The sequence below is a fragment of the Pseudomonas fluorescens group sp. PF-69 genome (genome assembly GCF_054481235.1).
This window is the reverse complement of sequence record NZ_JBTMNC010000001.1, coordinates 3,909,365-3,922,030: the sequence shown is the minus strand read 5'-3', so window position 1 is coordinate 3,922,030 and position 12,666 is coordinate 3,909,365. Positions and strand designations below refer to the sequence as shown.

The 12,666-nt window shown below is 58.2% G+C and carries 12 protein-coding genes and 1 pseudogene; 10 read left to right on the top strand and 3 right to left on the bottom strand.

Going from position 1 to position 12,666, the window contains the following annotated elements; all coding sequences use genetic code 11:
• Positions 1-39 precede the first annotated feature (39 nt).
• Positions 40-462 (bottom strand): homoprotocatechuate degradation operon regulator HpaR, encoded by a 423-nt coding sequence (gene hpaR / locus ACX3YF_RS18445; protein ID WP_458944701.1) that lies wholly within the window; start codon positions 460-462, stop codon positions 40-42.
• Positions 463-711: 249 nt separating this feature from the next.
• On the bottom strand, positions 712-1,617 hold the full coding sequence (hpaA, locus tag ACX3YF_RS18440) for a 4-hydroxyphenylacetate catabolism regulatory protein HpaA (protein WP_047529640.1): 906 nt from the start codon (positions 1,615-1,617) through the stop codon (positions 712-714).
• A gap of 180 nt (positions 1,618-1,797) precedes the next feature.
• On the opposite strand from hpaA, the gene ACX3YF_RS18435 reads away from it, so the two are divergent.
• The 9 genes and pseudogenes from ACX3YF_RS18435 to ACX3YF_RS18395 all read left to right on the top strand — a co-directional run bounded on the left by ACX3YF_RS18435 (position 1,798) and on the right by ACX3YF_RS18395 (position 10,563).
• Positions 1,798-2,457, top strand: coding sequence for a fumarylacetoacetate hydrolase family protein (locus ACX3YF_RS18435; protein WP_458944700.1), 660 nt, complete (start codon positions 1,798-1,800; stop codon positions 2,455-2,457).
• A gap of 11 nt (positions 2,458-2,468) precedes the next feature.
• Complete coding sequence (locus ACX3YF_RS18430) at positions 2,469-3,239, top strand: fumarylacetoacetate hydrolase family protein (RefSeq protein ID WP_458944699.1); 771 nt, start codon at positions 2,469-2,471, stop codon at positions 3,237-3,239.
• 5 nt (positions 3,240-3,244) lie between these two features.
• Entirely contained in the window at positions 3,245-4,705 is a 1,461-nt protein-coding gene (gene hpaE / locus ACX3YF_RS18425) for a 5-carboxymethyl-2-hydroxymuconate semialdehyde dehydrogenase (RefSeq protein WP_458944698.1), read from the top strand.
• A gap of 105 nt (positions 4,706-4,810) precedes the next feature.
• A complete protein-coding gene (gene hpaD / locus ACX3YF_RS18420) occupies positions 4,811-5,668 on the top strand; it encodes a 3,4-dihydroxyphenylacetate 2,3-dioxygenase (protein WP_458944697.1) in 858 nt (285 codons plus the stop codon).
• Positions 5,669-5,713: 45 nt separating this feature from the next.
• Positions 5,714-6,106: a tautomerase family protein gene (locus ACX3YF_RS18415; protein WP_458944696.1), complete on the top strand. Its 393-nt coding sequence runs from the start codon at positions 5,714-5,716 to the stop codon at positions 6,104-6,106.
• 51 nt (positions 6,107-6,157) lie between these two features.
• Positions 6,158-7,453: pseudogene (locus ACX3YF_RS18410) on the top strand (MFS transporter).
• 12 nt (positions 7,454-7,465) lie between these two features.
• Positions 7,466-8,269, top strand: a complete 804-nt coding sequence (gene hpaH, locus ACX3YF_RS18405) for a 2-oxo-hept-4-ene-1,7-dioate hydratase (RefSeq protein WP_458944695.1) — start codon at positions 7,466-7,468, stop codon at positions 8,267-8,269.
• 15 nt (positions 8,270-8,284) lie between these two features.
• Positions 8,285-9,085: a 4-hydroxy-2-oxoheptanedioate aldolase gene (gene hpaI / locus ACX3YF_RS18400; protein ID WP_458944694.1), complete on the top strand. Its 801-nt coding sequence runs from the start codon at positions 8,285-8,287 to the stop codon at positions 9,083-9,085.
• A gap of 17 nt (positions 9,086-9,102) precedes the next feature.
• Entirely contained in the window at positions 9,103-10,563 is a 1,461-nt protein-coding gene (locus ACX3YF_RS18395) for an NAD-dependent succinate-semialdehyde dehydrogenase (RefSeq protein ID WP_458944693.1), read from the top strand.
• Between the two features lie 63 nt (positions 10,564-10,626).
• On the opposite strand, the gene hpaR (ACX3YF_RS18390) is transcribed toward ACX3YF_RS18395, so the two are convergent.
• Complete coding sequence (gene hpaR, locus ACX3YF_RS18390; RefSeq protein WP_458944692.1) at positions 10,627-11,049, bottom strand: homoprotocatechuate degradation operon regulator HpaR; 423 nt, start codon at positions 11,047-11,049, stop codon at positions 10,627-10,629.
• A gap of 287 nt (positions 11,050-11,336) precedes the next feature.
• On the opposite strand from hpaR (ACX3YF_RS18390), the gene ACX3YF_RS18385 reads away from it, so the two are divergent.
• On the top strand, positions 11,337-12,635 hold the full coding sequence (locus tag ACX3YF_RS18385) for an NAD(P)/FAD-dependent oxidoreductase (RefSeq protein WP_458944691.1): 1,299 nt from the start codon (positions 11,337-11,339) through the stop codon (positions 12,633-12,635).
• Positions 12,636-12,666 lie beyond the last annotated feature (31 nt).

Here is a 12,666-nt window from a genome sequence, read left to right as displayed (position 1 = left end):
GTTAATTTATTATCACCCCTTCGCGTGATCAGTCCACCGTCAAGGCTTGATATTTTTCAGGTCATTGAGCAACGCCAGTAGCTGCTCCATTTTTTCCGCACCAAACTGCTCCTCAATCCTGAGGTAGTTGCTTTCCATGCCTTCGCTCATGGAGACAAAGCATTGCTGGCCGCGCTCGGTGAGCGCCACAAGAACCCGACGCTGATCCTGGCTGGACTTCTGTCGACGCACCAGGCCATCACGCTCCAGGCGACTCAAAACACCCGTCATGCTCGGTTTTAGAATGCAGGCCTGATCGGCAAGTTGGTGGCTTTCAAGTTCGCCCTGCTGGCGCAGTATCCGAATGATCCGCCACTGCTGTTCAGTCAGGTCATGTTTGTTGAGTGCAGGCCGGAAGAAGGCCATTGCGGCTTCGCGCGCTTGCAATAAGGTCAATGTCAAAGAAGGTCTGGGGTTGGCCATGACGAAACTACTTGGATGGACGAGTCGGCAGCTTAGTGTCGCCAGCCTACGGGGGCAAGCTGCGGTCCAACACTCGTTTATTCGCTTGTTACGGTTTTCACAACCTGCCCCCAATAGACTTCGCCCAGCGGCAGCGCCTGTGAAAAGTACAATCGGTTCCCCGTAAAAGCCATTCTGTCGAACAGCGGCGGTGGCCATGATGATCCGGACAAGATCAACAAGACCGACGCAAAAATACCTATGCCCCGCTTAACGCAAACCCGATTGACGCTGGCGGTACTCCCCCGGAGTGAGCTTTGCATAGCGCTGGAAAAAACGACTGAAATAGGCCGGATCCTTGAACCCGAGCTGGTAGCAGATTTCGTTTGCAGAGCTGCCCGTGAACAACAGCAGTCGTTTGGCCTCCTGCATCAAGCGCTCCATGATCAAGCGCTTGGAAGGCAGGTCGGCGATCCGTCGGCAGACATCGTTGAGTCGTGCCTCTGTCACCCCGATGCCTTCAGCGTAACGCGACAAAGGCCAGTGCTGCTGATAGTGGACTTCGATCAGCTCATTGAAACGATGGAATATTTTCAGATCCTCGTGCCTGGCAGGCGTGGCTTTCAAGGAGTTGGAGCACAGCCGCAACAGGCTGACCATGATCAATCGCGTCAAGCTGTCCAGGGCGGCACTACGCCCGGAACGCTCAGCGATCACCTCCTCGCTCAGTTCCTCGAACAGATATTCCAGGCGGCGGACATCGCCCGCGTCTTCCGGCCCCAAATGAGCCAGCGCGACACACGCCGCCGGCAATTTCGCTCCGGCCGGAGCCAGGCTGGAATCGGCATCGATCAGTTGCCATACCAATTGCTGACGCACCGTCAGCACGTGCCCGTCGCTGTCGGGCTCGGTCACAAAGGAGTGTGGGACGGTGGGGGGGGTCAGGAAGAACATCGGCCCGGACTCAACGTATTGCTGGTCATCCAGATACACCCGCACTGTTCCGCTTTTCACGTAGTGAATCTGGAAGAACCGGTCATGCCGGTGAACCGGCATGTTACGGCCGAAGAAACCAGCTAGGTTACCCAATTTGTCGTAATGGACTTCAGCGTCGCTATAACGCTGATCGTATACCTGGCCAATGTTGATGTTCGGGATCGGTTGACGGTCGGTCATCGCACACTACTCATTTTTCTTGATTCACGCTTCGCAGTCGCTTTCATCCTGCACCCAAATCGGCCCCACAACCACTGTGCGGACAGTCTGCCATGCTTGACGATAGTTAACATATTAATTATAACTGTTAACACATTAACGAAAATTACAGAGCCCTCATGGCTCTGCCAGGAGAAAAGCATGAGCCGTGCCTTGCATGACGTCGCGACCGGCACCCTTTTCGGTGTCGCGCTGAACTATCAGGGACTGCTGAAACAGCGCCTCGCCGAATTCGAACAGCCGCCTTATCAGAAACCGCCAATCAAACCGGTGCTGTTCATCAAGACGCCCAACACTCGCAATCAGCACGGTGCCGATGTTGTGCATCCGGGAAATGGCGAACGTCTGCAGCCTGGGCCGGCATTAGGGGTTGTGATCGGCAAGACAGCCAGCCGGGTCCGTCCAGACGAGGCACTCGATTACGTCGCCGGCTACACCATCGTCAATGAATTCAGCCTGCCGGAAGACAGCTACTACCGCCCTGCCGTCAAAGCGAAATGTCGTGATGGTTTCTGTGCCATCGGCCCCGAACTGGTCCTGACCACACAACTCGCCGACCCACACAGTCTGGCCATCAAGCTGTACGTCAATGGCGTGATTCGCCAGCAAAACACCACGGCCAACTTTGTCCGCAACATTCCTCTGCTGATCGCCGAAATCAGCGAGTTCATGACCCTGCACGAAGGCGATGTCCTGATCACCGGAACCCCGGAAGATCGCGTCGATGTGCAGCCGGGAGACACCGTCGAAGTCGAAATCAGCGGCTTGGGCCGCCTCGCCAACCACATCGTGGCCGAGTAACAGGAGCCTCCATGAAACACGCCCGCATACACTTTGAAGGCGAAGTCCACCTCGCCCATGTCGAAGACAATAACGCCGTACGCCTGGCTGACGGCCGCCTGCTGGCCGAAGATCAGGTGCAATGGCTGCCACCGGCGACCGGCAGCATGTTTGCCCTGGGTTTGAACTATGCCGACCACGCCGCAGAACTCGCATTCAAGCCTCCGACCGAACCGCTGGCATTCATCAAATCCCCGGGGACTTACACCGGTCACAACCAGGTGACATGGCGCCCCGACAACGTCGCGTACATGCACTACGAGTGTGAGCTCGTTGCCGTCATCGGCAAGCCGGCACGCAACGTAAAGCGTGAAAACGCCCTGCAATACCTGGCCGGTTACACCGTGTGCAACGACTACGCGATCCGCGACTACCTGGAAAATTACTACCGGCCAAACTTGCGGGTGAAGAATCGCGACGCCACGACCCCCGTCGGTCCTTGGATCGTCGATGTGGCCGACGTACCGGACCCGGGCAACCTGAAGCTGCGCACCTGGATCAACGGTGAACTGCGTCAGGAAGGCAGCACCAGGGACATGATTTTCGACATCCCCTACCTGATCGAATACCTGTCCAGCTTCATGACCCTGCAGCCCGGCGACATGATCGCCACGGGCACGCCTGAAGGCCTGGCCGATGTGGTGCCAGGCGATGAAGTCATCGTGGAAGTCGAAGGCGTAGGTCGCCTGGTCAATCGGATTGTCAGCGAAGCGGAATTCTTCTCCGCACAGAAAGAGGCTTGAGCACCATGATCAAACACTGGATCAACGGCCGCGAGGTCGAAAGCAAAGATGTGTTCGTCAACTACAACCCGGCCACCGGTGAAGCGATTGGTGAAGTGGCCAGCGGCGGTGCCGACGAAGTGGCTCAGGCGGTGGCTGCGGCCAAGGAAGCGTTTCCAAAGTGGGCTAACACCCCCGCCAAGGAACGTGCCCGGCTGATGCGCAAGCTTGGCGAACTGATCGAGCAAAATGTGCCGCACCTGGCTGAACTGGAAACCCTCGATACCGGCCTGCCGATTCACCAGACCAAAAATGTATTGATTCCACGTGCTTCGCATAACTTCGACTTTTTTGCCGAAGTCTGCACGCGCATGGACGGGCACAGCTACCCGGTCGATGACCAGATGCTCAACTACACCCTCTATCAACCGGTAGGTGTTTGCGGCCTGGTATCGCCCTGGAACGTCCCGTTCATGACGGCCACCTGGAAAACCGCGCCGTGCCTGGCGCTGGGCAATACCGCCGTTCTGAAAATGTCCGAGCTGTCGCCGCTGACCGCGAACGAACTGGGTCGCCTGGCCGTCGAAGCGGGCATTCCCAAGGGTGTACTGAACGTTATTCAGGGCTATGGCGCCACGGCAGGAGAAGCCCTGGTGCGGCACCCGGACGTTCGCGCAGTTTCCTTCACCGGCGGCACCGCCACCGGCAAGAAGATCATGCAGACCGCAGGCCTGAAAAAGTACTCCATGGAGCTCGGCGGCAAGTCGCCGGTGCTGATATTCGAAGATGCGGACCTTGAGCGAGCCCTGGACGCGGCGTTGTTCACCATCTTCTCGCTCAACGGTGAGCGCTGCACCGCCGGTAGCCGAATCTTTATCCAGGAAAGCGTTTACCCGCAGTTCGTGGCCGAGTTTGCCGCTCGCGCCAAACGCTTGATCGTCGGCGACCCGCAAGACCCGAAAACCCAGGTCGGCTCGATGATCACCCAGGCCCATTACGACAAGGTCACCGGCTACATCAAGATCGGTATCGAAGAAGGCGCCACCCTCCTCGCTGGCGGCCTTGAGCGTCCGGCGAACTTGCCTGCACACCTGAGCAAAGGCCAGTTTATCCAGCCAACTGTGTTCGCCGACGTCAACAACAAGATGCGCATTGCCCAGGAAGAGATCTTCGGCCCGGTGGTGTGCCTGATCCCGTTCAAGGATGAAGCCGAAGCCCTGCAACTGGCCAACGACACCGAGTACGGCCTGGCGTCCTACATCTGGACCCAGGACATTGGCAAGGCGCACCGTCTGGCCTATGGCATCGAAGCGGGCATGGTGTTCATCAACAGCCAGAACGTGCGCGATCTGCGCCAGCCGTTCGGTGGTGTGAAAGGCTCCGGTACGGGCCGCGAAGGCGGCCAGTACAGCTTTGAAGTGTTCGCCGAGATCAAGAACATCTGCATCTCGATGGGCAGCCATCACATTCCCCGGTGGGGACTGTAACCGGCCTATCGATTGCTGAAGCCCGCGAGGGTCGCGCATCGGCCTGTCGCGGCTTCACTTGATGTCGGATTTAAACGCATAACAACAATTTCAGGAGAAATCATCATGGGCGAAGTCGTCCTGGCTGCGAAAATCTGCCACGTCCCCTCGATGTACTTGTCTGAGCTTCCCGGCAAACACCATGGCTGCCGTGAAGCAGCCATTGCCGGGCATAAGGAAATCGGTCGCCGCGCCCGTGAGCTGGGTGCCGATACTGCTGTGGTGTTCGATGTGCACTGGCTGGTCAACAGTGCTTACCACGTTAACTGTGGCGAGCATTTCAAAGGCATCTACACCAGCAACGAATTACCGCACTTCATTAAAAACATGGAGTACGAGTACCCGGGCTGTCCTGAATTGGGCGAGTTGATCGCCGCCGAGGCCAACGCCGCCGACGTGCGCACCCTGGCCCACAATATTCCGAGCCTTGAGCTGGAGTACGGAACCCTGGTGCCGATGCGCTATATGCACATGGGGGTAGCGCAAGACCAGAAATTCAATGTCGTGTCGATTGCCGCCTGGTGCGCCTGGCATCGTCTGCAAGACAGCTTCACCTTCGGCGCCGCCGTACGCCGTGCCATCGAGAAGAGTGACCGCAAGGTCCTCGTGCTGGCATCCGGTTCGCTGTCGCATCGATTTTCCGATGATCGCGATGCCGAAGCCAACATTCATAACTGGACCCGTGAGTTCGACAAACAAGTCGACCTGCACGTCGTGAATCTCTGGCGCCAGGGCCGCTGGAAAGAGTTCTGCGCCATGCTCCCGGACTACGCCGAGCACTGTTTCGGCGAAGGCAAGATGCATGACACGGCCATGCTCCTCGGCTTGCTCGGCGGACCGAATTACGACAAGCCTGCCGAAATCATTACCGAACCCTTCGGTAGTTCAGGCACCGGTCAGCTCAACGCCATTTTCCCTGTTTGACTGTGCGGCCGCGCGTCCCTCCCGCGCGGCCTGAAGGAGCCGTTCATGCCCCACTTCATTGCTGAGTACACCGATAACATTGAACAGCAAGCCGACTTGCCTGGCCTGTTCGAAAAAGTCCACGAAACACTGGGTGACAGTGGTGTGTTTCCCCTGGGCGGCATCCGTAGCCGCGCCGTGCGCCTGGACACCTGGCGCATGGCAGACGGCAAGCATGACTACGCCTTCGTCCACATGACCTTGAAGGTCGGTCATGGCCGTGATCTGGCCACGCGCCAGAAAGTCGCGGAGACACTCTTCGACGTTATTACTCGGCACTTTGCCGACCTTCAGGCTCAGCGCCTGCTGGCCTTGTCATTCGAAATGATCGAACTGCACGAGCAACTCAACTTCAAGGAAAACAACGTCCACGCCTTCCTCAAAGCTCAAGTCCGCTAACCCAGCTTGCCCGTTCGTTCCATCGGCCCCTCAGACAAAAAGTATAAAACCATGAGCACAGCCAATACCGCCGACACCCTCGCACGCGACCGAACCCACAGCACCATCACCTGGCGGCTGATGCCGTTGTTGTTGATCTGCTACCTCTTCGCTCACCTCGACCGCATCAACATTGGCTTCGCGAAGATGCAGATGAGCGCCGACTTGAATTTCAGCGACACGGTCTATGGCCTTGGCGCCGGTCTGTTCTTCATCGCCTACGCCCTGTTTGGCGTACCCAGCAACATGGCCCTGGACCGTGTTGGCCCGAGACGCTGGATTGCCACGCTGATGGTCGTCTGGGGGGCGTTGTCGACCTGCATGTTTTTGATCGACAGTGCCATGGGGTTCTATGTGCTTCGCTTCTTGCTGGGGGTGGCCGAGGCCGGTTTTTTCCCGGGCATACTGGTGTTTCTCAACCGCTGGTATCCGGCCGGCCGCCGAGCGCAAATAACAGCACTGTTTGCAATCGCAGTGCCGATGGCCGGTGTCATTGGTGGTCCGCTCTCGGGTGGCATCCTCGAACACTTTCATGACTTTGGCGGCCTGCGCGGCTGGCAATGGATGTTCGTCATCGAGGGTACGCCCGTTATCTTGCTCGGGCTGGTGGTGCTCAAGTGCTTGCCGGACAGCTTCGAGTCGGTCAAGTGGCTGACCCTGCAGCAGAAGCAACAACTGCGCGAGCAACTGAACAAAGAAGAACACCGCAAATCGATCACCTCGCTATCGGCCATTCTCACTAACCCGCAGGTGTGGCTGCTGGTGGCGGTGTATTTCGCGGTGATGCTGGCGGTCAACACCCTCGCCTTCTGGATGCCTACGCTGATTCACGGAGCGGGGATCGGCAGCGACGGCAAGGTCGGTCTGCTCAGTGCCGTGCCTTATCTGGCCGGTTGCTTTTTTATGATCGGCTGTGGGCGTTCGTCCGATCGTCTGCGTGAACGACGTTGGCATCTCTGCGTTCCCTTGCTGATGTAAGCTGTCGGTATCGCTGTCGCCGGACTCTCACCCACCAACCCGACGTGGGTGCTCAGTGGCTTAATCCTCGCCGGCATGGGGGCCAGCGCGGCGTTGCCGATGTTCTGGCAGTTCCCTCCAGCCTTTCTATCCAACAACACCCAAGCCGCCGGCATTGCCCTGATCAGTTCCTTCGGGAACATCGCGTCGTTTTTCGCGCCCTATCTGATCGGCTGGATGCGCGACACAACCCAGAGTGCCAGCCTGGCCCTTTACGTCCTGGCACTTCTCATCGCACTCGGTGGTTTTCTGGTGCTGCGCACCCAGGCCGCCATCGTCAACCCTCAGTAAGAGATCAATGTCATGCTTGACCAACAACACATTCAGCAAGCCGCCGCCCGTCTCGACCACGCCGAGCGTTCACGCGAGCAGGTCCGTCAGTTTTCCCTGGATCATCCAGCCATCACCATCGAAGACGCGTACGCCATTCAACGCGCTTGGGTGGCGCAGAAAATCAAGGACGGCAGAAAACTGGTCGGGCACAAAATCGGCCTGACCTCCCGGGCCATGCAGGTCTCGTCCAACATCACCGAGCCGGATTACGGCGCTCTTCTCGATGACATGTTCTTCGACGAAGGCACCGACATTCCGTTTGAACGCTTTATCGTGCCGCGGGTGGAAGTCGAGCTGGCGTTCATTTTGGGCAAACCCCTGAAAGGCCCGAACATCACGGTTTTTGATGTGTTGGACGCCACCGAATGGGTGATCCCGGCGCTGGAAATCATCGACGCGCGCATCCAGCAGGTTGACCCACATACCAAGGCAACTCGCAAAGTGTTCGACACCATCTCCGACAACGCCGCCAACGCCGGCGTGGTCATGGGCGGTCGCGCGGTACGTCCGACGGAGATCGACCTGCGCAAAGTGCCAGCCGTGCTTTATCGCAACGGTGTGATCGAGGAATCCGGAGTTTCAGCGGCCGTACTCAACCACCCGGCGAAGGGCGTGGCCTGGCTCGCCAACAAGCTGGCGGCTTACGACGTCACCCTGCAACCCGGGCAAATCATCCTGGGCGGTTCCTTCACCCGTCCTGTGGCCGCAAACCCTGGCGATACCTTCCATGTTGATTACGACATGCTGGGCTCTATTGCCTGTCGTTTCGTTTGACCGGAGACCTGTACGATGGATATGCCTGTTAACACCTTCAAGCTTCGCCTGCAAAGCGGTGAAACGCAGATCGGTCTTTGGCTCGGACTGGCCGACCCGTACTGCGCAGAACTGGCGGCCAACGCCGGTTTCGATTGGCTGTTGATCGATGGCGAACATGCGCCCAACGATCTGCGCGGTATGCTCGGCCAGCTCCAGGCCGTGGCGCCCTACCCCAGCCATCCGGTGATTCGCCCGGTCATTGGCGATACAGCAATGATCAAGCAAGTACTCGATATAGGCGTGCAAACGTTGCTGGTGCCCATGGTCGAAAGCGCGGAACAAGCGCGGGAATTGGTCCGAGCCATCCACTACCCGCCCAGCGGCGTTCGCGGTGTAGGCAGTGCATTGGCACGCGCATCGCGCTGGAACAGTATCCCCGGCTACCTCGACAAGGCGGATGATCAAATGTGCCTGCTGGTTCAGATCGAGAATCAAGAGGGCCTGGCCAATCTAGACGCGATTGCGGCGGTAGAAGGTATCGACGGGGTCTTCATCGGCCCGGCGGACTTGAGCGCCTCCATGGGTTTTCGCGGCAATCCGGGCCATCCCGAGGTGCAGGCTGCAATTGAGGACGCCATCGCCCGCATCCAAAAAGCCGGCAAAGCGGTCGGCATTCTCAGCGCCGATCAGAAACTGGCCAAGCGTTACATCGAACTGGGCGCGGCGTTCGTTGCTGTCGGCGTCGACACCACTGTATTGATGCGCGGCCTGCAAACCCTCGCTGCCACCTTCAAAGATACTCCGGCGCCTACCAGCTCCGGCGGCGTGTACTGATTTTTTCGAGAAGCCCGATGAAACTCAACGATTTGAAACTGCTGCGCGAACAGGCTTACGTGAATGGCCAATGGATCGAATCCGATGACGGTAATCGCTTCCCGGTGAGCAACCCGGCGAATGGCGAAACCATTGCCGAAGTCAGCTCCCTCGGCCAGCCCGAGACCGCCCGCGCCATCGCTGCTGCCGGGGCGGCCCTGCCGGCCTGGCGCAGCAAGACCGCCAAGGAGCGCAGCCAAATCCTGCGCAAATGGTTTGACTTGATCATGGCCAACCAGGAAGACCTGGCCCGGTTGCTCAGCCTGGAGCAAGGCAAGCCATTGGCCGAGAGCCGTGGCGAAATTGCCTATGGAGCGAGCTTCATAGAGTGGTTTGCCGAGGAAGCCAAGCGCATCTACGGCGATGTGATCCCGCATGACAAGAAAGGCCGGCGCCTGGTAGTGATCAAACAAGCCATCGGCGTGGTGGCAGCCATCACACCGTGGAACTTCCCCAACGCAATGATTACGCGCAAGGTCGGCCCGGCACTGGCCGCCGGTTGCACGGTAGTGGTCAAGCCGGCTTCGGAAACCCCGCTGTCCGCCCTGGCCCTGGCTGAACTGGGGGAACGAGCAGGTATCCCCGCCGGTGTCCTGAACATCGTCACCGGCAACCGTGCCCGTGAAATCGGTGCGGAGTTGACCGGCAATCCGAGCGTTCAAAAAGTCTCGTTCACCGGCTCTACCGGTATCGGCAAAACCCTGATGGTGCAATGCGCCGAGACGATCAAGAAGGTCAGCCTTGAGCTGGGCGGCAATGCCCCTTTCATCGTGTTTGATGATGCCGACCTCGATGCAGCGGTCGAAGGCGCCATGGGCTCAAAGTTCCGCAACAGCGGGCAGACGTGTGTCTGCACCAATCGAATCCTGGTGCAAAACAGCGTTTACGATGAGTTCACTCGCCGCCTGGTGGCCGCGGTCGGCCAACTCAAGGTCGGCCCTGCGGACGGGGATAATGTCCAGCAAGGACCTCTGATCAATGCCAAGGCCGTGGCCAAGATCGAAGAACATATCAGCGATGCAATGGACAAAGGTGCCACCTTGTTGGCCGGCGGAGAATCCCACGCCCTGGGCGGCAATTTCTTCCAGCCGACCGTACTCGGTGAAGTGACCCCGGAGATGCTGGTCGCGCGCGACGAAACTTTCGGCCCGTTGGCCCCGGTGTTCCGCTTCGAGACCGAAGCCGAAGCGGTTGCGATGGCCAACGATACCGAGTTCGGCCTTGCCTCCTATCTTTACACCCAGGATCTGGGACGTGCGTGGCGCGTCAGCGAGGCGCTGGAATACGGAATGGTCGGGGTAAATGAAGGATTGATCTCGACCGAAGTGGCGCCGTTTGGCGGCATCAAACAATCGGGGCTGGGACGCGAAGGTTCGAAGTACGGCATCGATGACTACATCGAGCAAAAGTACATATGCCTGGGAATTGGCCAAGCCTGAAACGCCTACCTGACGATCCCCCAGCGCAATGCCGGGGGAGACTGGCGATGAAATCATACGAGGCTAGCGCTTGAGCGCTTTCAACTCGTTGAGCAACGTCAATAACGTCTGCAACTTCTTCTCGCCAAAACCAGCCTGAAGCCGCTGATAATTAGCTTCCATACTCTGACTCATTGAGCTGAAGCAGGCCTGCCCCTTTTCAGCCAGCCGTACCAGCACTCGTCGTTGATCCTGTTCCGCCTTGCGCCGTTCGACCATGCCTGCGGTCTCCATGCGCACCAGCACGCCAGTCATGCTCGGCTTGAGAATGCATGCCAGCTCCGCCAGGCGATTGATTTCCAGCTCCTCGTGCTGACTGAGGATACGAATGACCCGCCATTGCTGCTCGGTCAAGCCTTGCTGATTCAAAGAGGGACGGAAAAAGCCCATTGCGGCTTCGCGAGCCTGGAGCAATGTGAGGGTCAAAGATTGGCGCGGCCTGGACATCGGAATACGTTCGAACTCATAGTTAGTTAATAGATTAACTAAACTCTATCATCCTCCGCTCATCATTGCGCGATCCTGATCATTACGAGGCGCCCCGGAATCAGTTGAGTTTGATCAGACATTCGTGCGGGCAGCGAGCCTCTCCAACTCTGGCAGCCACGGTCAAAACCCGCGGCACACAGGATCAAGACACCTACCGGTCGGAAGGCACTTAATAACACCCAACAGGTACAGAGCTTCTTGTAGGCCCTGCAGTTGAGTTTCCCTTCACTTTTCCAGGCTGCGCCATGATCAATATCGAAACGCCTACCTACTACTCGGCAACCAAAAAATACAACCTCAGCTTTCCAACCCTTGAGCAGGACGTGGAGGCGGATGTCGTCGTGATCGGTGGCGGTTTCTCCGGCATCAACACGGCGCTGGAACTGGCTGAAAAAGGCATCACCAATATCGTGGTGCTGGAAGCGCGTTACCTGGGGTTTGGTGGTACTGGCCGCAACGGCGGACAGATCATGGCGGGCATCGGCCACGACCTCGAAAAGATCAAGAAGCACGTGGGCGAGCAAGGGCTGCGCGAGATCTTTGAAATCAGTGAGCTGGGCGCCGGGATCATCAAGGATCGAATCGCCAAATACTCAATCGATGCCGACTTCTGCAACGGCTATGGCTACATGGGCTTCAACGCCCGTCAGGAAAAAACCCTGCGCGCCTGGGAGAAGGACTTCAAGTCAATCAACACCAAGGACGAAATCCGCTTTATGGCAGGGTCCGAGGTCAAGCAGATCATTGGCTCCGACGCCTATACCAGCGCGCTACTGCACATGGGCGGCGGGCATGTTCACTCATTGAATCTGTTGTTGGGCGAAGCCAAGGCGCTGGTCGGGCACGGTGTGCGCATCTACGAACACAGCCCGGCCCTGGAAGTCAGTTATGGTGAACGCATCACCGTACGCACGGGCCGGGGCTCGGTGAAAGCCTCCAAGTTGCTGTGGGCCTGTGACAGTTTCCTCAACAAACTGGAACCGGAACTGCACAAGACCACGCTGAACACCTACGCCTTCCAGTTGATGACCGAACCGCTATCGGACGAAATGATCAACCGCATCAGTCCGATACGCGGCGCCTACAGCGATATTCGGCCGGTGATCGACTATTACCGTGTCACCAATGAAAACCGTTTGCTGTTCGGTGCGGCGACGCCCTTTGTCGAGCACATCCCGCAGGACTTGAAGGTGTGGAATCGCAACCTGATGCTGAAAATTTTCCCGTACCTGAAGGACGTGAAAATCGACCTGGCATGGGGTGGTCCGATGGCGACCGGGGCCAATCTCTTCCCTCAAATCGGCACGCTCGGCGGTCGTCCCAACGCCTTTTATGTGCAGGGTTACGCCGGCTTCGGGGTGACGCCCAGCCACATCATCTGCAAGGTATTGGCGGAGGGCATGAGTGAAGGGTCTTCCCGCTACGACCTGATCAGCTCGGTCAAACATGCGCAAATCATGGGCAAAGATCACATCCGCCCGCTGCTGCTGACGGCCGGCAAAAGCCTTCACCAACTCTCGGGCTACTTCAACGGTCGCCGTTGATCCCCACCCATTCATTCACAGGAGAACTGCC